This is a genomic window from Shewanella sp. MEBiC00475 (assembly GCF_005234075.1).
Classification (GTDB): Bacteria; Pseudomonadota; Gammaproteobacteria; order Enterobacterales; family Shewanellaceae; genus Shewanella; species Shewanella polaris.
The window spans coordinates 4323077-4344006 of sequence record NZ_CP039928.1 but is presented as its reverse complement, the minus strand read 5'-3'; the positions used below and the strand labels follow the sequence as shown (position 1 = coordinate 4344006).

17 protein-coding genes and 5 tRNA genes are annotated in these 20930 nt (G+C 39.9%); 16 read left to right on the top strand and 6 right to left on the bottom strand.

The window, feature by feature from the left end; genetic code table 11:
• Positions 1-303: 303 nt before the first annotated feature.
• From FCN25_RS19250 to gloA, 14 genes are all read left to right on the top strand, one after another.
• Positions 304-379 (top strand) — tRNA-Asn (locus tag FCN25_RS19250).
• 32 nt (positions 380-411) lie between these two features.
• A tRNA-Asn gene (locus FCN25_RS19245) sits at positions 412-487 on the top strand.
• A gap of 23 nt (positions 488-510) precedes the next feature.
• A tRNA-Asn gene (locus FCN25_RS19240) sits at positions 511-586 on the top strand.
• A 28-nt stretch (positions 587-614) separates the two neighbouring features.
• Positions 615-690: transfer RNA gene (locus tag FCN25_RS19235), tRNA-Asn, on the top strand.
• 33 nt (positions 691-723) lie between these two features.
• Positions 724-799: transfer RNA gene (locus FCN25_RS19230), tRNA-Asn, on the top strand.
• 292 nt (positions 800-1091) lie between these two features.
• Positions 1092-2987, top strand: a complete 1896-nt coding sequence (locus FCN25_RS19225; protein WP_137226982.1) for an EAL domain-containing protein — start codon at positions 1092-1094, stop codon at positions 2985-2987.
• A gap of 140 nt (positions 2988-3127) precedes the next feature.
• Positions 3128-3706 carry an electron transport complex subunit RsxA gene (gene rsxA, locus FCN25_RS19220; protein WP_137227484.1) on the top strand — a complete coding sequence of 193 codons (579 nt, stop codon included), beginning with the start codon at positions 3128-3130 and terminating at the stop codon, positions 3704-3706.
• Between the two features lie 2 nt (positions 3707-3708).
• Positions 3709-4287: an electron transport complex subunit RsxB gene (rsxB, locus tag FCN25_RS19215; RefSeq protein WP_137227483.1), complete on the top strand. Its 579-nt coding sequence runs from the start codon at positions 3709-3711 to the stop codon at positions 4285-4287.
• On the top strand, positions 4281-6824 hold the full coding sequence (rsxC, locus tag FCN25_RS19210) for an electron transport complex subunit RsxC (RefSeq protein ID WP_137226981.1): 2544 nt from the start codon (positions 4281-4283) through the stop codon (positions 6822-6824). The genes rsxB and rsxC overlap by 7 nt, the downstream gene beginning before the upstream one ends.
• Before the next feature lie 2 nt (positions 6825-6826).
• Positions 6827-7879: an electron transport complex subunit RsxD gene (rsxD, locus tag FCN25_RS19205; protein WP_137226980.1), complete on the top strand. Its 1053-nt coding sequence runs from the start codon at positions 6827-6829 to the stop codon at positions 7877-7879.
• Positions 7880-7905: 26 nt separating this feature from the next.
• On the top strand, positions 7906-8529 hold the full coding sequence (gene rsxG, locus FCN25_RS19200; RefSeq protein WP_175405954.1) for an electron transport complex subunit RsxG: 624 nt from the start codon (positions 7906-7908) through the stop codon (positions 8527-8529).
• Entirely contained in the window at positions 8522-9217 is a 696-nt protein-coding gene (locus tag FCN25_RS19195; protein ID WP_137226978.1) for an electron transport complex subunit E, read from the top strand. The genes rsxG and FCN25_RS19195 overlap by 8 nt, the downstream gene beginning before the upstream one ends.
• 51 nt (positions 9218-9268) lie before the next feature.
• Positions 9269-9910 carry an endonuclease III gene (gene nth, locus FCN25_RS19190; protein WP_137226977.1) on the top strand — a complete coding sequence of 214 codons (642 nt, stop codon included), beginning with the start codon at positions 9269-9271 and terminating at the stop codon, positions 9908-9910.
• A gap of 435 nt (positions 9911-10345) precedes the next feature.
• Positions 10346-10756, top strand: a complete 411-nt coding sequence (gloA, locus tag FCN25_RS19185) for a lactoylglutathione lyase (RefSeq protein WP_137226976.1) — start codon at positions 10346-10348, stop codon at positions 10754-10756.
• A 160-nt stretch (positions 10757-10916) separates the two neighbouring features.
• Here gloA and ruvB read toward each other — a convergent pair whose 3' ends face one another.
• From ruvB to FCN25_RS19155, 6 genes are all read right to left on the bottom strand, one after another.
• On the bottom strand, positions 10917-11921 hold the full coding sequence (gene ruvB / locus FCN25_RS19180; RefSeq protein WP_137226975.1) for a Holliday junction branch migration DNA helicase RuvB: 1005 nt from the start codon (positions 11919-11921) through the stop codon (positions 10917-10919).
• A 32-nt stretch (positions 11922-11953) separates the two neighbouring features.
• The gene (gene ruvA / locus FCN25_RS19175; protein ID WP_137226974.1) at positions 11954-12571 is read right to left on the bottom strand and encodes a Holliday junction branch migration protein RuvA; all 618 of its coding nucleotides are present in this window, start codon (positions 12569-12571) and stop codon (positions 11954-11956) included.
• Positions 12568-13089: a crossover junction endodeoxyribonuclease RuvC gene (gene ruvC, locus FCN25_RS19170; protein ID WP_101087026.1), complete on the bottom strand. Its 522-nt coding sequence runs from the start codon at positions 13087-13089 to the stop codon at positions 12568-12570. The genes ruvA and ruvC overlap by 4 nt, the downstream gene beginning before the upstream one ends.
• Before the next feature lie 7 nt (positions 13090-13096).
• Positions 13097-13849, bottom strand: a complete 753-nt coding sequence (locus FCN25_RS19165) for a YebC/PmpR family DNA-binding transcriptional regulator (protein WP_137226973.1) — start codon at positions 13847-13849, stop codon at positions 13097-13099.
• A gap of 124 nt (positions 13850-13973) precedes the next feature.
• Positions 13974-15749 (bottom strand): aspartate--tRNA ligase, encoded by a 1776-nt coding sequence (gene aspS / locus FCN25_RS19160; protein WP_137226972.1) that lies wholly within the window; start codon positions 15747-15749, stop codon positions 13974-13976.
• Positions 15750-15919: 170 nt separating this feature from the next.
• Positions 15920-18745 (bottom strand): transporter substrate-binding domain-containing protein, encoded by a 2826-nt coding sequence (locus FCN25_RS19155; protein WP_137226971.1) that lies wholly within the window; start codon positions 18743-18745, stop codon positions 15920-15922.
• 446 nt (positions 18746-19191) lie between these two features.
• Between FCN25_RS19155 and cmoA the strand changes: the two genes are divergently transcribed.
• Positions 19192-19923 carry a carboxy-S-adenosyl-L-methionine synthase CmoA gene (cmoA, locus tag FCN25_RS19150; protein WP_137226970.1) on the top strand — a complete coding sequence of 244 codons (732 nt, stop codon included), beginning with the start codon at positions 19192-19194 and terminating at the stop codon, positions 19921-19923.
• On the top strand, positions 19920-20912 hold the full coding sequence (cmoB, locus tag FCN25_RS19145) for a tRNA 5-methoxyuridine(34)/uridine 5-oxyacetic acid(34) synthase CmoB (RefSeq protein WP_137226969.1): 993 nt from the start codon (positions 19920-19922) through the stop codon (positions 20910-20912). Before cmoA ends, cmoB begins: the two co-directional genes overlap by 4 nt.
• Positions 20913-20930: the final 18 nt, after the last annotated feature.

The following is a 20930-nucleotide window of genomic DNA, read 5'->3' as shown; positions in this document are numbered from 1 at the left end:
ATGCTCCTTATGCTTCAAATTTAGGGCTCAAAAATGTTGTAATAGACAGCTATTTATCTTTATCCCATATTTGAACATTCACAAAAATATCCTCGTAACGGCATAGCGCGTGAAATTTAAGATAAGTGATTAATTTTAAATTCATTGTTAAATATTGACATAAATGCCCAAAAGTCGTGCACGATGTGTATTTGATAACCAATTAGTCACATAAATGCGTTTTTTTTTATAACTCGAGTTGACTCAGTTACCAGAGCGTTTTACTATGCGCTCCGTTCTCAGCAATACATTGCTAAAAACGTTTCCCCAGTAGTTCAGTTGGTAGAACGGCGGACTGTTAATCCGTATGTCACTGGTTCGAGTCCAGTCTGGGGAGCCAATTAGTAATATAAGTTGAGATGTAAGCGTAATTCCCCAATAGTTCAGTTGGTAGAACGGCGGACTGTTAATCCGTATGTCACTGGTTCGAGTCCAGTTTGGGGAGCCAACGTTTACTGTATCGAAAATAATTCCCCAATAGTTCAGTTGGTAGAACGGCGGACTGTTAATCCGTATGTCACTGGTTCAAGTCCAGTTTGGGGAGCCATCGATACAAAAATTTGAAGTATTACGCTTCCCCAATAGTTCAGTTGGTAGAACGGCGGACTGTTAATCCGTATGTCACTGGTTCGAGTCCAGTTTGGGGAGCCATTTCAAAATCTACATTATTAGTAATAACACGCTTCCCCAATAGTTCAGTTGGTAGAACGGCGGACTGTTAATCCGTATGTCACTGGTTCGAGTCCAGTTTGGGGAGCCATTAATACTTATTACATCCCCTTCGATATAGACTCCTACTTCTAAAGAACAACACCCTTTCACATTGAATGACCAACAATTTATAAATCACATAATATATCGTTTTTTTATCTCCATTCTCTATTATAAATAAAGCCTTAGATTAATAATTAATCTGCTATAATCTTGGTTATTATATGCACTATTGTTAACTACTAACTTTTTGGTTAAAGATGTTGTTCGAATATTGGTTCACGAAAGTGGCGCCAAAGCGAGCGAATTGAGCCAAACGGACTCATGGGAATATATGTTTTATGGGCTTATCGAGATCCTTTCAACTTGTCCTTTTTATCATTTTCGGTTTATTAATTTTCCGGATCTACACGGTAGAAAATCGTGAAATAAAAGCTCAAGGTGAAATAGCACTCGCTAATTATCAACAATATGTACAAACCATTGATAAATGGAATGGCAGTGGAGAGGTATTATACCAACGGATGTCGAAAGACTTTTCTTTCCATTTTTTTCAATATATTCATGACATTGACAGTAATTACAATTTTACTCATGGCAGTTTAGTACACTCATCAGACGATATTGCGAATCAACTTTTTAATATTGAGCTCGGCCAAGTGCACAACTTCCCTGACGGACGTTTACAAATTAGACTAGACACCACAAATATTTTGTCGTCTAGTGTTGATGATTTTGAACAAATCACAACGTTACTTATTGTTGCTTACGTGTCTTTGATGTTGTTATTTGCGCTATTAATGCAATTGCATCGTCGAAGAATTAACTATGCCGCAGAATACATAACTCACATTCCAGACTTATCATTTCTCGCACTTGAAAAATCTCGCTTCCCAGGAGTACTTCGTCCCATAGGAAGTGCATTAGAAATATGCCGCAGCCAATTAAAACTCAGTTTAGAACGCGTACGTAAAGAGAACGACGAATTAACTAAAGCGGCTTATCAAGATCCGGTCACTGGGTTTTCAACTCGGCAGCGTTTTACACAACATATTGATGCAATTAGCAAATCCAAACAACAGCATGGTGTTCTGGTGCTTGTTAGGGCAACAGAATTAGCAACCATTAATCAATTATATGGCCATGCCGCGGGTGATGATTATTTAGCAAAACTTGCTACTTGTATCCGTAAAGCCGTATCGACCCTTGGGTTAAGCTTTTGCTTTAGAGTATCAAGTGGTGATTTTGCAATTTTTATTGACCGAATAACCCTTATTGAGGGTGACCGATTTTTAGAGCTACTTAAATGCTATCTCGATGAATATGCTCAAAATACCAAAAGTGACACTATTGCTCATGCCGGAATGGTGCCTTATGAACAAGGAAATAAACCATTAGCGTTGATGGCTTTGGCTGATAGTGCTGTTAGCGTGGCACAGACACTTGGGCCAAATCATTATTATCAATTGGAAAAATTAACGGGTAATGAACAATTTGGTAATGATCATTGGAAAATCACTATTGACGATTTAATTCATCGTCAAAGTATCAAATTCTATCAACAACCTATTCAACCTTGTAATAATGCTACTGCTGTTTACCGCGAATTATTAGCGCGATTTTACAATGCTGAGGGTAAAAACTTACCGACTACCACTGTAATTGCGATGTCTGAACGTTATGAGATGAGTGTTGACTTAGATAAAATGATTGTTATTCAAATCATTAAAACTCTGCGTGATAATCCAAGTATCTCAGGGGCGCTGGGGGTTAATATTAGTGCTTCTTCGGCGCTCCAAGAAAACTTCACCATGTGGTTAAGAGACATATTGTCTAAACATAGAGACATAGCAGCTCGATTAGTGTTTGAACTGAATGAATCTGGAATGCAGACTAATTTAGATGCTAGTCACCAATTTGTCGCTGCAATGCATAAAGTGGGCGCCAAAATTGCCATTGAACGCTTCGGTTTAGGGTTTACATCATTTAAGTTTTTCCGTGAAGTTAAACCAGATTTTATAAAATTAGACAGCAGTTATAGCCAAAATATTGAACTAAATAACAATAATAAGTTTTTCATTCGGATGATCGTCGACATCGCTAAACGCGTTAGCATTCGTGTTATTGCTACTGGTGTCGAAAAACAAGACGAAAAACTTATCTTAGAAAAACTCTTAGTAGATGGTTTGCAAGGATATTATATTGCTAAACCTGAGTTATTGTTAAATAAACAGTAAAAAAAGTGTTAATAAAGCTTAAAAAGTGCGATTTTCTTCTAAGGTTGAACATTAATTGTTTAACCTTATTTTTTATCCGTTGTTTATCTGCGCCAAACCTAAGATAATAATAGGATCTATTGGTCAAAAAAATTGTAGCAATGACAGAGTACCTTCTCCTCTTGATCGGCACAGTGCTGGTAAATAATTTCGTTCTGGTAAAATTCTTGGGCTTATGCCCTTTTATGGGTGTGTCGAGCAAACTAGCCTCGGCCATTGGTATGTCCATGGCAACAACATTTGTACTCACTTTAGCGTCCATCCTAAGTTATCTAACCAATGAATTTCTGTTACAGCCATTCGATCTCAGTTATTTACGGACCATGAGCTTTATCTTAGTGATTGCCGTCGTAGTACAATTTACTGAAATGGTTGTCCAAAAAACCAGTGCTTCCTTACACCGAGCCTTAGGCATTTATTTACCGCTAATTACCACTAACTGCGCGGTATTAGGCGTTGCATTGCTTAACGTCAATGAAGATCATAACTTTATTCAATCTGCAATATACGGTTTTGGCGCTGCGGTAGGATTTTCATTAGTGTTGATTTTATTTTCAGCGATGCGTGAGCGATTAGCCGCTGCAGATGTGCCATTACCTTTCCAAGGTGGCGCAATTGCTATGATCACTGCAGGTTTAATGTCATTAGCCTTTATGGGGTTTGCGGGGCTAGTTAACTAATGATAACGAGTATATTAATTGCCGTAGCCGTGCTGAGTATTTTGGCGCTGGTATTCGGCGTCATTTTAGGTTTTGCTTCGAGAAAATTTAAAGTCGAAGGAAACCCAATCATCGATCAAGTTGAAGCCTTGCTGCCACAAACCCAATGCGGTCAATGTGGTTATCCTGGTTGTCGGCCTTATGCCGAAGCAATTGCTAATGGCGATAAGATTAATAAATGCCCTCCAGGTGGAACTGCCACTATGGAAAAAATCGCTGAGCTCATGGGTGTAGAACCTGAGCCTTTGGGGGAAGCCGCCCAAAGTAGCGTAAAAAAAGTAGCCTACATACGCGAGGATGAATGTATTGGTTGCACCAAATGCATTCAAGCCTGCCCAGTCGATGCCATTTTAGGTGCCGGTAAATTAATGCATACCGTCATAGCCAAAGATTGTACCGGTTGTGATTTATGCGTTGAACCATGTCCCGTCGATTGTATTGATATGATCCCGGTAGAAACAACAATACAAAATTGGGACTGGAAGTTACGCGCGATCCCTGTAAACGTGATCCATCCTGAACAGGAGGATAAACGGTGCTAACATTTTTAGAGCAATTAGATAAAGGCACATTGTGGCATTCTCCAGGTGGGATCCACCCGCCTGAGCTTAAAAAATTATCTAATCAAACAGCAATTTCATCTCTTCCCTTATTGTCTCGGTTTATTGTGCCGGTTCCGCTTGTGGGCCAACAAGCAACACTCAGTGTCAAAGTGGGTGACAAAGTATTAAAAGGCCAAAGACTCACTGATGGAGTTGGATTTACTTATTTGCCCGTCCATTCCCCTAGCTCAGGAACCGTGGTTGCAATTGAACAACATACCAGTAATCATCCGTCTTCATTGCCCGTGTTGAGCTGTATTATTGAAGCTGATGGTCAAGATACTTGGTGTGAACTCGAAGCAAATCAATTAGAGCAACTGTCAAAGTCGGCTATTTTAGAGAAAATAAAACAAGCCGGTATTGCAGGCATGGGCGGCGCAGCGTTTCCTAGCCATGTAAAACTAAACCCTGCCAGTGAAATCGACTTAGTTATTATTAATGGTGTTGAGTGCGAACCCTACATCAGCGCTGACGACAGATTAATGCGTGAGCACAGCGATGAAATTTTAGCGGGTGTGAGTATTATTGAGCATTTGCTTAATCCACAGCGCATCGTCATCGCCATTGAAGACAATAAACCAGAAGCCGCACAGGCAATGCAATCAGCTATCACGCGTAGTTCATTGCCTAATGACATGGTTCGGGTCACGGTTATTCCGACCAAATACCCCTCTGGTGGCGAGAAGCAGCTGATTCAAATTATTACCGGCAAAGAAGTCCCAAGTGGTGCCATTCCTTCCCAACTTGGTATTGTTATGCATAACGTTGGGACCGCCTATGCCATCCAGGATGCGGTATTACACGGTAAACCACTGATTGAGCGCGTAGTAACGTTAACGGGTGAGCGCGTCGATAAACCAGGGAACTACTGGCTTAGAATAGGCACAACGGTAGCTGACGCCCTCGGTCAAGTCAGCTTCAAGCCAGAACGCTCACAAAAAGTCATCGTGGGCGGCCCTATGATGGGATACGCATTAGCCGATCTTGATGTGCCTATATTAAAAGGCACCAATTGTTTACTGGCACCAAGCAAAGCTGAAATAGCCCCTGATCAAGATGAAAAGGCCTGTATTCGTTGTGGAGAGTGCGCTATTGCCTGCCCTGCATTGTTGTTACCACAACAATTATTCTGGCATGCAAAAGCAGAGGAATACGATAAAGCTGCGAGCTTTAACTTAAAAGACTGTATTGAATGTGGTTGTTGCAGCTATGTATGCCCAAGTGATATTCCTTTGGTTGAATACTATCGCGTCGCGAAATCAGCGTTAAAAAATAGCGCCGAAGAAAAAGTTCAAGCCGAAAAAGCCAAGCTTCGATTTGAAACTCGCTTACAACGACTTGAAGATGAAAAAAATGCGCGTGAAGAAAAATCCAAGCAAGCTGCCGCCAAACGCCAAGCAAATATGAAATCTGGCGATAAAGATGCTGTTGCAGCAGCCATGGCACGTATTGCCGCTAAAAAAGCACAAGATGCAACAATAGGATCAGATGCTGTAGTAACGCCAAGCATCAACACAGAAAAAGTAGCAATCGACAGTTCAAACACTAAGAAAGCTGCTGTTAGTGCTGCCATTGAGCGCGCTAAAGCGAAAAAAGCGGCATTGGCAGCACAATCACAGCTGAGTGAACAAGATACGGTGGTGAGTGTAACTGATGGATCTGCTGATAAAAGTATTGACCCCATCAATGACAAGAAAGCACAAATTGCGGCGGCTGTTGCACGAGCTAAAGCGAAGAAAGCAGCCTTAGCTAATGAGTCGACTCAGCCAGATAGCATGGCAGTGGATGATGCAAATAAACCATTAAATGAAACGAATAGCACAGAAACAGCAACCCCAGGTGATGACAGAAAGGCTAAAATTGCTGCCGCAGTTGCTAAGGCAAAAGCAAAAAAAGCAGCTTTAGCTAATGAGTCAGCCCCGACATCATCGAAACTGGACAGCGATAAAACCACCAAGGCATCAACCGATGCTGAAGTTATCGATACAAGCGACCCTGTCGATGACAAAAAAGCGAGGATTGCTGCCGCAATCGCTAAAGCTAAAGCAAAAAAAGCGGCTTTAGCTAATGAGTCAGCCCCGATATCAGTAGTTCTAAACAACAATACTACTATCCAGACATCAACTAAAGTTGAAGTTATTGATACAAGCGACCTTATCGATGACAAAAAAGCGAGGATTGCTGCTGCAGTGGCTAAAGCTAAAGCCAAAAAAGCAGCTTTAGCTAATGAGTCAACTCCAACGTCATCGGAACCAGACATCGATAAAACCACCGAGACATCAACCGATGCTGAAGTTATCGATACAAGCGACCCTGTCGATGACACGGTAATAGAGGATAAAATTAACACACCGTCCGTAGTTGAAGACCTTAATTCAACCAATCCTGTCGATGATAAAAAAGCTAAGATTGCCGCCGCAGTTGCCAAAGCAAAAGCTAAAAAGCTGGCAAACAGTGCTAAGCAAGAGGAACAATAACTATGGCATTTAAAATTGCCTCATCTCCACATGTCGGCACAACATTGCACACCAATACGGTGATGAAACGTGTCGCGTTATGCCTTCTTCCAGGTATTGCTGTACAAAGTTATTATTTTGGTTATGGGACCTTAGTACAATTATTGCTCGCCATTACTGTGGCTTATTTAGCAGAAGCAGCAGTGATGAAATTACGCAATAAAAATATTATTGCCACGTTAACCGATAATAGTGCATTAGTTACCGCAAGCTTACTCGCGATAGCGATTCCACCTTTAGCACCTTGGTGGATGATTGTCATCGGAACATTATTCGCCATCGTTATCGTTAAACAACTATATGGTGGATTGGGAAATAATGTCTTTAATCCAGCAATGGCCGCATACGTTTTGTTGTTGATTTCATTTCCGGTGCAAATGACCTCATGGGTTGCACCACAAACATTAAGCTTACATAGTGCGGATATATTGCATACGTTCAACAGCATCTTTCAACTAAATAGTGGCTATGCTGCAGATTTTTTCCATTTGGCGACTGATGGCACCACCATGGCAACGCCGCTAGACACATTAAAAACAGACCTCTCTATGGGGCTAACCACAACAGAAAGTATGACTAAGACGATCTTCTCTGGCAGTGTTGGCGAAGGTTGGTTTTGGGTTAATTTAGCCTACCTGATAGGTGGACTAATAATGCTAAAGCTTAAGGTTATCCGCTGGCAAATCAGTGGATCAATTTTGGTTAGTTTGTTTATTTGCGCCAGTATTGGCTTTTTAATGAGTCCGGACACCTTCGTTAGCCCAATGATGCATTTATTTTCAGGTGGGACAATGCTTGCCGCTTTTTTCATTGCTACCGATCCGGTTACAGCTGCTACTAGTACTCGCGGTAGGCTTATTTTTGGTGCAATGATTGGTTTACTCATATACCTAATCCGTACCTTTGGTGGTTATCCTGATGCCGTTGCATTTGCAGTATTACTCGCCAATATGTGCGCGCCATTTATTGATTATTATGTTCGTCCACGCAGTTATGGCCATCGAGCAGGAAATTAACTATGTCTATTTTAACAACTAACCCTATGGTTAAAAATGGTCTGTTACTCGGGCTATTTGCCTTATGCTGTACTGGGCTTGTTGCATGGGTGAATGCGTTAACCAATGACACCATATTATTACAACAACAAAAACAACTAACCTTAATTTTAAATCAAATTATTCCAACTGAATTACACGATAATGTGCTCAGTGAACAGTGTATTTTCGTTAATTCACCTGAATTATTAGGCACTAAAAGCGACCTACCCGCCTATATAGCCTATAAAGACAAATCTCCAGTTGCCATCGCTATTGAAGCCATAGCTCCTGATGGGTATAACGGCGCGATAAAACTGATTATCGGTGTAGATAATCAAGGAGTCGTTTTGGGTGTACGTACGCTTTCGCATCAAGAAACCCCGGGGTTAGGTGATAAAATTGATCTACGAAAATCTGATTGGGTAACCCATTTCACGGGTAAATTATTTAAAGACAATCTCAACATCTGGAAAGTGAAAAAAGATGGTGGCCAGTTTGATCAATTTACCGGAGCAACTATAACACCGCGAGCCTATGTTAAAGCGGTTGCTAATGCGCTCACATATGTTGAGCAACATCGTCTAACACTTTACCAAAGTCATTATACCTGTGAGGCCAACCATGAGTAACTATCGTGAAATCGCTGCACAAGGCTTGTGGAAAAATAACCCAGGATTAGTTCAACTGCTTGGCTTATGTCCCTTGCTTGCTGTTACCGCAACCATCACCAATGCATTAGGCTTGGGGGTTGCAACACTGTTGGTATTGATAGGCTCTAATATTTTAGTGTCATTGGTACGTGATTTTGTTCCTAAAGAAATTCGGATCCCCGTTTTTGTGATGATCATTGCGGCACTCGTTACTTGTGTGCAATTACTGATCAACGCTTATGCCTATAACTTGTACTTATCATTGGGTATTTTCTTACCTCTGATTGTGACTAACTGCGTCATCATCGGCCGTGCTGAAGCATTTGCTTCTCGTAATTCTTTAGCTCATTCGGCATTCGATGGATTAATGATGGGATTAGGCTTTACCGCGGTTTTGGTGGTATTAGGCGCCAGTCGTGAATTGCTCGGTCAAGGTACTCTATTTGGTGGGGCGGATTTATTATTAGGTGATTGGGCCAGCGTGCTAACCATACATGTATGGCATGTAGATACGCCCTTCTTATTAGCGATGTTACCGCCTGGGGCATTTATTGGCATGGGATTACTCATTGCCCTTAAAAATGTCATCGATAGTCGCGTAAAAGCCAGACAGCCTAAAGCTGAAAGTGTTGGTGTTACGCGCGCACGGATCACCAAAGTAAGCTAACGATAATCCGTTGTTACTCATTGTTAATTAACCCTACATTGAACGATTATTATGAATAAAGATAAACGAATTCAAATTCTTAAAAGATTAAGAGACAATAATCCAAAGCCTGAAACCGAATTGAACTTTTCAAGTCCGTTTGAGTTACTCGTAGCTGTCACGTTATCAGCACAAGCGACTGATGTCAGTGTCAATAAGGCGACCGCCAAACTATTTCCAGTTGCTAATACACCTCAAACCATATTCGACTTAGGGGTTGACGGTCTTAAACAATACATAAAAACCATTGGCTTATACAATAACAAAGCCGTTAATGTCATTAACGCTTGTAAAATGTTGATTGATTTACATGCAGGTGAAGTACCAGAAAATCGTGAAGCATTAGAGGCTTTACCAGGCGTAGGTCGCAAAACAGCAAACGTAGTACTCAACACAGCATTTGGCTGGCCTACCATTGCAGTTGATACTCATATATTTAGAGTTGCTAATCGGACTAAGTTTGCCCCAGGAAAGAATGTCGATCAAGTCGAGCAGAAGATGTTAAAAGTGGTGCCGAGTGAATTTAAAGTAGATGTACATCACTGGTTTATTTTACAAGGACGATATACTTGTTTAGCCAGAAAGCCACGATGTGGTAGCTGTATAATTGAAGATTTATGTGAGTTTAAAGATAAAGTATACCCAGAAGATTAACCCCAAAGCACCGAAGACACTTTGGGGTTTTATATCAATGTATTGGATGATAACTCATCAATTAATATCCAATACATTTATCATATCGTAAATCTCATTAAACTATCTATTTTTTGCTGGTGCTTAAAACATCGACACAAAAAATGCACTAAAACAAATCGCAATAACAACAGTAGTACCTAATGCCATTTTTAATTCTGTATTCATTTTCTTGCCTCCAAATGGGTATAACGTAATAATAACGCTTTAAGCTAATTTACCCAAAAATTAACCTAATAAATGTGAGCCATAGCAAAATATAATCAATATCTATTCAAGATTAATCGATGGCAGTTGATCTTTGAGGGCTTAAGTTTTTACCAATCAGTACAGCAAAACTTTTCATTGTCATCTGAGCTTGTTAAAGTCAGATAAATTTTTATAAGAGAGCAAATCATGTCGCAATTACTTCATACGATGATCCGTGTAGGCAACCTAGAACGTAGCATTCAATTTTATACTCAAGTGATGGGAATGAAGCTACTTCGTCAATCTGAAAACGCTGAATACAAGTACACCCTTGCCTTTGTTGGTTTTGGTGAGGAAACCACTGGCCAAGCCGTTATCGAGTTAACTTATAATTGGGGTGTCGATACCTATAATTTAGGCAATGGCTTTGGACATTTAGCCATTGGCGAAGAAGACATTTATGCTCGTTGCGATGCCATTGCAGCCGCTGGCGGCAAAATTACTCGCGCTCCAGGCCCTGTGGCGGGTGGTAAAACTGAAATTGCCTTCGTTGAAGATCCAGATGGATACAAAATTGAGTTAATTCAAAAGAGTTCAGCAACTGAAGCGTTAGGTTAATTCATTTAAGCGGTAAGCTTAAGCCTATTTTTAAACTAGCAATAAACAATAAAACCAGCGAAAGCTGGTTTTATTTTACTGGGTAGCTCGACATTAGTCCCTAGTTCAAATCAATAAGACATTGTCATCAACCTAAAATGAGTAAAACAAGGCAATATGCCTATTCAGGCTTAACCAAACTAAAATGCTCATATGCCCTTTGGGAGGCAATACGACCTCTTGGCGTGCGTTGGATAAACCCTTGTTGAATTAAAAAAGGTTCCAATACATCCTCAATCGTATCTCTGTCTTCACCAATAGCTGCAGCGAGGTTGTCTAATCCTACTGGGCCACCCATAAATTTATCTATAATAGCCAATAACAATTTTCTATCTAAGTAATCAAAACCTTGTTCATCAACATCGAGCAAATCAAGCGCATATTCAGCGACTTTTTGGGTCACTTTACCATCATGTTTTACTTCCGCGTAGTCACGTACCCGACGTAATAAACGATTAGCAATACGAGGGGTTCCCCGTGAGCGTTTAGCGATCTCAATAGCCCCTTGCTGATCAACCTCAAGCTCCATCACCTTAGCTGAACGTGTCACAATTGTAGTGAGATCTTTCACATTGTAAAATTCTAACCGTAATGGGATACCAAAACGCGCACGCAATGGCGACGTTAGCGCCCCAGCACGAGTTGTGGCACCAATAAGTGTAAATGGCGGTAAATCTAATTTAATCGAACGTGCTGCTGGACCTTCACCAATCATAATATCAAGTTGGTAATCTTCCATCGCCGGATAAAGGATCTCTTCTACTACAGGGCTTAAACGATGAATTTCATCGATAAAGAGTACATCGCCCTCTTCAAGGTTAGTCAACAAGGCAGCTAAATCGCCGGCCTTTTCAAGCACGGGTCCAGAAGTAGATTTAATATTGACGCCCATTTCATTGGCTACAATCATCGCTAAGGTGGTTTTACCTAAACCTGGAGGGCCAAAAATCAACATATGGTCAAGGGCTTCACGACGATTTATCGCAGCTTGAATAAAAATCTTAAGCTGAGCTCGAGTATCATCTTGACCGGTATATTCATCCAACATTTTAGGACGCATAGCACGATCTATAAGTTCATCTTGACCTTGTTCCTGCGGCTGAATTAAACGATCAGCTTCAATCATTATTATGGACCCTGTTTATGAATATCATTTATTTATAACATTGATTTTAAGGCAGCTTTAATTAAGGTTTCAGAACTCATACCTTCTTTGAAAGCTGCTGCCACTGATTTACTGGCTTGCGCAGGTTTATAACCTAATGATAATAAAGCTGAAATAGCATCTTCTTCAGCACTGTCTTCAACAATAGCCGGAGTATAATTACTCTGCAGCATAAATTCGCGTTCTGTACCAGCAGAGGCTTCAAGCAAGCTTTTAAGTTTATCACGCATTTCTATCACTAAACGTTCAGCGGTTTTCTTACCCACACCAGGTAGCTTAACTAAGGTGGCAATGTCATCGCGTTCGACACATGACATAAATTCTGATGCTGTCATACCAGATAGAATCGTTAATGCTAACTTAGGCCCAACACCATTCGTTTTAATTAATAAGCGAAATAATGCACGCTCTTGTTTAGTGATAAAACCATAAAGCAACTGAGCGTCTTCACGTACCACAAAATGGGTAAATAACATCGTAGTTTGATTTAACCCAGGTAATTCATAGAAGCTAGTCATAGGTACTTGCAACTCATAACCGACACCATTGACATCAATGACAACTTCAGGCGCTTGTTTTTCAACTAATATTCCGCTTAGACGACCTATCATTTGTATCTTCCATATGTTCTGCTGCTAGCTTTACCGCCCATGGCAATAAGACTTTGATAAGTATGAAAATGGCAAATTGCTACCCCTAATGCATCTGCGGCATCCGCTTGTGGTGATGCAGGTAGCTTTAACAATTGCTTAATCATGTGTTGCACTTGCGTTTTTTGAGCTCGACCTGTGCCAACTACAGCACTTTTTATCTGGGTTGCGCTATATTCAGCAACAGGCAACCCCGCACATGTTGCCGCGACAATGGCTGCGCCGCGAGCTTGGCCCAATTTAAGGGCTGAGTCGGCATTTTTTGCCATAAATACCCGTTCAATGGCAAACTCATCCGGCTGATATTGTGTAATAATTTCGCATAAGCCTGCGTAAATTTGTTGTAAACGTTGTGGTAACTCATCGGCTGATGTTCGGATGCAACCACTACCAAGGTAAATCTGTTGACGGCCTTGGCATTGAATAACACCATAGCCAGTAATACGGGAACCAGGATCAACCCCTAAAATGATCGCCATTGATGCCTCATTCGTTATCTAACGCTTGCATAACATCATCAGAAATCTCAGCATTATGATATACCTCTTGTACATCATCATGGTCTTCTAAGGTATCGATTAAACGTAAAAATTTTTCAGCAGTTTTAGCGTCGAGCTCAGCTTTTAATGAGGCAATCATAGTCACTTCAGCATTAACAGATTCAAAACAAGCGCTATCAAGTGCATCTTTCACTTTGCCAAATGCATCTGGAGTGGTAAAAACATCAGTTGAACCATCTTCGTGGGTGATAACATCTTCTGCACCAGCTTCTAACGCACTATCGATTAAACTATCTTCATCAGTGTCGGTGTCGTAGGAAATAATGCCAGATTTAGTAAACAAATATGCCACCGAACCATCGGTGCCTAAATTGCCACCCGACTTATTAAAGGCATTGCGAACACCAGAAACAGTACGATTACGATTATCTGTCATGGTTTCAACCATGACAGCTGTACCACCTGGGCCATAGCCTTCATAAATAATGGTTTCTAATTGCTGCCCATCCATTTCACCAGCCCCACGTTTAATGGCTCGTTCTACGGTGTCGCGGGTCATATTATTTGATAAGGATTTATCAATTGCAGCGCGTAATCGGGGATTGGAATCAGCATCAGAACCGCCTTCGCGAGCAGCTACTGTCAGTTCTCGAATAAATTTAGTGAACAATTTACCGCGTTTAGCATCTTGTGCTGCTTTACGATGCTTAATATTGTCCCATTTGCTGTGTCCTGCCATAATGGCTCCTTATTATCCACTAGGATATTCCAAGTAAAACGGTCTACTTGTAAAAACATACCGAGGCAAAAGCCTCGGTATCTAGTGCCCTGTTAAGAGCGAGCAAATGGCTAACGTTAGCGATTTACTCTTCTGTTTTAACTTTTTCAACCACTGCAATGCCTAACTCAGCAAGTTGAACTGGGTTTGCAAATCCTGGCGCATTGGTCAACGGACATGCTGCGGTGGTGGTTTTAGGGAAAGCCATCACGTCACGAATTGAGCTAGCACCCGTCATTAGCATAATAATACGGTCTAAACCAAATGCTAAACCAGCATGTGGTGGTGTGCCATAACGTAATGCTTCGAGTAAGAAGCCGAATTTTTCATTCGCTTCTTCAGCTTCAATACCTAAAATATCAAATACTGTGCTTTGCATTTCTGCGTTATGGATACGGACTGAACCACCACCTAACTCACAACCGTTTAAGACCATATCGTAAGCATCAGAAATCGCGACACCAGGATCGGCAGCTAATTGTTCCGCACTAATGCCACGAGGCGCGGTAAATGGATGATGAACGGCGTGGAAACCACCATTAATTTTCTCAAACATCGGGAAGTCGACAACCCACATTGGACGCCACTGCCCTTCAAGAAGTTTGAAGTCTTCACCTGCTTTTAAGCGCAATGCACCCATGGCTTCAGCCACAACGTTAGCCTTATCAGCACCAAATAGAATGATATCGCCTGTCTGAGCACCAGTACGACTGATGATATCGTTAACAATAGGTTCATTTAAAAATTTAAGCACTGGAGATTGAATACCGTCCATACCTGCTGCTAAATCATTTATCTTCATCCACGCTAGGCCTTTGGCGCCATAAATACCAGCATACTTAGTGTAATCATCTATTTGCTTACGTGACAAAGATGCACCCGTTGGAATGCGTAATGCCGCGACTCGGCCTTCGACATCATTTGCTGGGCCATTAAATACCGCAAACTCAACATCTTTAACTAAATCGGCAATATCAACTAATTCAAGTGGATTACGTAAGTCCGGTTTATCGGAACCATAACGCTTCATTGCTTCGGCGTATGACATGCGAGGAAACTCGCCTAAATCAACATTCAATAAGTCTTGAAACAAACCGCGCATCATCTGCTCAGTTTTTTCCATGACTTGTTCAGAAGACATAAAAGAGGTTTCAATATCAATTTGAGTAAATTCAGGTTGACGATCAGCACGTAAGTCTTCGTCACGGAAACACTTAACAATTTGGTAATAACGGTCAAAACCGGACATCATCAATAATTGCTTAAATAACTGTGGCGATTGTGGCAACGCAAAGAACTGACCTTTATAAGTACGGCTTGGGACTAAATAGTCACGGGCACCTTCTGGGGTCGCTTTGGTCAAAATAGGTGTTTCGATGTCTAAAAAGCCATTACTGTCTAAAAAACGACGAACCGAACTGGTCACTTTTGCACGAAACATAATACGCTCGGCCATTTCTGGACGACGTAAATCTAAATAGCGGTATTTTAAGCGTTGTTCTTCACTATTATTCTGATAATTATCCATGCTTAATGGCAAAGGTGCTGAAGCATTAATAACCGTCAGTTGCTTACCTAAGATTTCAATTTCGCCGGTTTTCATTTGTGAATTAACTTGGCTATCTGGACGCGCGTGAACAAAGCCTTTAACTTGAACACAAAACTCACTGCGCAATGTGCATGCTATATCAAAAACATCTTTTAGATCTGGGTCATAAACAACTTGTACTAGCCCTTCTCTATCGCGTAAGTCTAAAAAAACCACTCCGCCTAAATCTCGACTACGATTAACCCAACCGACTAAAGTAACTTCTTGACCTAGATGAGACTTATTGATGTCTCCACAATAATGACTGCGCATTGAACTCTATCCTTTATTCACAAAACGGTATTTTAGAAATCGAAAACCATAAAAACGGCATTATATACCGTGACTCAAACTTATGCATTGAAGTATCAGTCAGATCGCAGCAATTAACCAGACCTATAGCGAATAAACCCGATTGATTGACTGAAAAACCAGCAACCAAACTAGCTCATTTTATATTGATGTCCACCTACTTTTTTTGCCTGATACATTAATTGATCTGATATATTCAATAACGATGTCGCGTTATCGGCATCATCAGGAAAAATAGCAATACCAATACTGGCCGAAATAGTAATGTTAAGATCATCAATGAGTAATGGTTTTTGTAATGTCGCTAATATATTTTCAGCCACATGACGAGCACTTTCTTTGGCTTCAATATTATTTAATAACACCACAAATTCATCGCCACCAAAGCGAGAAACGGTATCAGACTCCCTCACTAGTTGGGTTAATAACAAGGCTATATGTTGCAATAATTTATCCCCTACATGGTGACCATGTTGATCATTTACGGCTTTAAATCCATCCAAATCAATAAATAATAATGCAAACTTTAAATCGTCCCTTTGATGAATGAGTGTGGCTTGTACTAATTTATCATCAAGTAAACTGCGATTAGGCAGTGAGGTAACATTGTCATGATTGGCAACAAATCTAAGGTTATCTTCTACTATAAGACGTTTGTGAATTTCAACATTTAAACGTCGATTTGACATCAAAATGATAATGGAAATGAAGAAAATAACTAAAAAACCAATAACCGATAATTTCAACCAACGTTGATATTGTGAGGTGTCACTATTGAGGTCTAAAGATACCCATTTTTGGTACATGTTTTGTTGTTCGGTTTCATCTATGGTTGCTATCACTCGATCAATTAATGGGACTAATGTCTTTACCCCTGGAAATAAACCAATATGACTATTATGCTCAGTAAGTTCGGCTAATAACGACATCTTTAAACTCGGGTATTGACCACCTTTTAAGGTTGTAGCCAATGTGGCAACTTGTTCAACAAACATATCTGCTTTGCCTTTGATTACCGAGTTCATCCCCTCTTTGGTATCTGACACTATCACCAAATTTAAATTCGGGTATTGTTGACGGAGTTGATCCATGATGTGGTAGCCTTCAACCACAGCCAATCGTTTACCGCCAACTTGTGAAATATTAAAAATTGGAGGTTGTGTTAAAGAAGATACTATTGCCCAGGACGACGGCCAATATGCTAATGAAAAAGCTATAGCATTTTCACGATCAGTCGTTTTTGCCATACTCCCGACAAGATGAATCTCTCCTTTAATCAGATCATTCATCATATTACCAAAATCATCATAAGCCACAGGAATAATGGGTAAATTTAGTTGCTTGACTAATAAATTTTTAATATCTGCATTAATCCCTAAAAACTCACCATTTTCACCCTGAAACTCCATAGGAGCCCAATTCTTTAGGTAACCCATTTTGATTGCGCCTAAACTACTAATATATTGTTTTTGTTGAATCGTCAGTTTAATTTTATTTGCTGAACTAGCGAAAAAGCGGTCATCTGGATTAATCAACCATTTACGTTCAATTTGTATCAATTCTTCAACAGATATCAAATTAAAACCAGCTTGAATACGGTCCGCTAATCCGCTGTCATCAATCCGAGTTAACACATACATATCTGTCGAAAATTCTATATCATCATATTGACGAAACTCTGCCCACAATTTATTAGCCAATAAATAATGCGATGTCATTGCAGCTGAAGACACAAAACCTGTAATCTCGTCGATACGGGATGCTTTTACCATACTGTCTAATGAATCATAGAAACGAATCTGTGCCTTAGGAAACGCTTTTTTAATATCACTAATATAAGGAGCTGTAGGGAATAGACCTATTCGCATATCATTATTTTTAATATTTTTTAAGTTAAGGTTAGTACTAAAAAAACGACTTTTAACAGAAATGATATGCCATGTTTGCTTTAATCCTGTACGCATTTCTTGACTTTCTGGGTAACCAATATGAACATCGGCAACACCACGTTTAACATCTTCAATAGTGCTATTCATATCGCCAGCAACAAAATCAATATTAATACCGGTTTTTTCTGACCATAATGTCCATAAGTCAACCAACATACCGTGTGGCAAACCATCAGTTCCAATATCAATATAAGGTTCTACATTATTTTGCATCGCAATAACAACGCCTGAGGTTTGTCGATGATAACCTAACCAACGTCGCTCGATTTGCTTGGTTATTTTAGCGGGTATCAATTCAAAACCACGGTTAATTTTGTTGATAAGCTCCGTGTTCCCTTTCGAAACAGCCGGTGAAAGATTTATTTTTTTGATGAGAATACGTGAGGAACTGTAAAAGTTTGCCGCAATATCTTGTTCTAATTCTAAATTGCGTTGGTATCCTTCTGTACTGGCAAAAACAAACAAGTCTCCATTAACAGCCGCTTGTAGTAATTGTTCACGGTTTTGATAGCGTTTAAAGCTAAGCTTGGGCTCTAATGCAGATAATGTTGCTTCATGTGATGAGCCCGTCACTATACCTATTTGATAAGGAACTAAATCACTTATTTGCTTTTTACTGTTGAGCGACTTATGCACATAAAGATAGGTATTTACTGAGGTAAATGAATTGGCAAAATCAAATTTTTCAAGCCGGGCCTCATTTTGCGACATCCCAATATGAACGTCGGCTTTATTCTCTTCAAGTTGTTCAAGTGACTGCTGCCAATGTCGAGATACAAATTGCACTTTAGTGCCTGAAAAAACTGACCATTCACGCCACAAATCAACCAAGATACCAGCAGGAGTACCTTTGTCATCTAAATATTGAAACGGATAAGTATCTTCTCCCATTACAATAATTAATGGAGATTGTTGATCTACTAAGTCATTTTTATCAAAATCAGTTGCTTGTACTGGTAATGATGTCCATGTAAATAAAATTGCTAATATCCAAGGTATAAATTTCAAGTTTTTTCCCTAATACTTTGTTTTTTATACTTACTCATCTAATAAGCTGATTTATATTAAATGTGCAGATAATTCATTGATAAAATGTTGAGCAACCTCACCTTTATGTTGGCATTAACTTATGTTGATATTAAATTGGGTTGACACTAGGGTCTGTTGATATCACTACAAATTAGTTACCAATCGATTAACCAACATCCACATTACATCTTCGCAACAAAAATAAATAATATCATTTTTCTATATTGTTTCGTATCGAGTGGATAAATACAGCATAATTTTTGAATTTTTATTGATAATACCAGTATTCAACCTCATTCAAAACCGCTCTTATTAACAACAGTAGCCACTATTTGAAAAAAAACTCACAAATCTGCAATAGTATGCTTGCTGCGGTTCACCTTGATTAGCTAAAATACAATCCTAACTTTTCCATATTACAGCTGATGAAATCTCAACAAGATACGATATACGCTAATGTAGCCAATAAGATAACGGATTTTCAATTTGATCAACGTGTTGCTGGTGTATTTAATGACATGATCCGCCGCTCTGTCCCTGGTTACGCACAAATTATCAATACCATTGGTGATCTTGCTAATCGCTTTGTCACACCTAAAAGCAATATTTATGACCTTGGCAGTTCGTTAGGCTCTGCAACATTGAGTATTCGTCGACAAATTGAAGGTCGAGAATGCCATATTTATGCGGTTGACAATAGCCAGTCAATGATTGACCGTTGTACCGAAAATCTTGCAGCTTATGTCAGCGACATCCAAGTGAATTTACTGTGTGCCGATATAAGAGAAGTCGAAATTCAAAATGCGTCGATGGTTGTGCTAAATTTCACATTACAATTTTTGCCTATCCAGGATCGAAATTCGCTGATTAAACGTATATATGACGGTATGCTACCCGGCGGAATTTTAATTATTTCTGAAAAGTTGTTTTTTGAGGATAATCAAATTCAGCAGTTGTTAGATGAACAGCATTTAGATTTTAAGCGTGCAAATGGGTATAGTGAGCTCGAAATAAGCCAAAAACGCAGCGCGTTAGAGAACGTTATGCGTCCAGACAGCTTGAATGTTCATCAACAGCGTATAACCGAAAGCGGCTTTAGTCACTTTTCAATTTGGTTTCAATGTTTTAACTTTGCATCTATGGTAGCCATTAAATGATCAATTTCAGTTCTTTTTATAAAGACATTGCCGATTCAAATCTGCAGCATTGGCTTGAAACGCTACCAGCGATTTTAGGGAAATGGCAACGAGATAACAATCACGGGAGTTTACCTAAATGGGAAAAAGTCCTCAATAAATTGCATTATCCGCAGCCTGATAAAGTTGATTTTAGTAGTACTGTCACCATTGGAACAGGTGAACAACTTAGCCCTGGACAAGTAGAAAAATTATCTAATTTACTTGCCGTTTTCCAACCATGGCGTAAAGGACCATTTTTAGTTCATGGTATTCAAATTGATACTGAATGGCGAAGCGATTGGAAATGGGATCGGGTTAAAGATTACATCACACCATTAGCAAATCGCACTGTATTGGATGTCGGTTGTGGTAGTGGCTATCATATGTGGCGAATGCTGGGGGCGGGAGCGAGTCGAGTTGTCGGAATAGATCCGTCACCTTTATTCTTATGTCAGTTTGAAGCCATTAAACGCGTTGCAGGAAATCAACATCCAATACATTTACTGCCTTTAGGGATTGAAGAGTTACCCGCTTTAGATGCCTTTGATACGGTATTCTCAATGGGTGTGCTATACCACCGTCGCTCTCCTATTGATCATTTACTACAATTACGAGATCAACTCCGCGTTGGTGGTGAACTGGTATTAGAAACATTAGTGATTGATGGCGATGAGAATGCAGTCCTTGTTCCACAAGATAGATATGGCAAAATGAACAACGTTTGGTTTATCCCCTCTGTAGCAGCCTTAATGTTATGGTTAAAAAAATGTGAGTTTATTAATGTTCGTTGCGTTGACATCGATATCACCTCGTTAGCAGAACAACGCAGCACTGCTTGGATGAAAAATGAATCTCTAGTCGATTACCTCGACCCAAATGATGTAAGTTTAACCATTGAAGGTTATCCTGCACCCAAAAGAGCCATTATCATTGCAACCAAGAACCAACCGAATCACGACTTAGTATAAATAATACTATTCAACAGG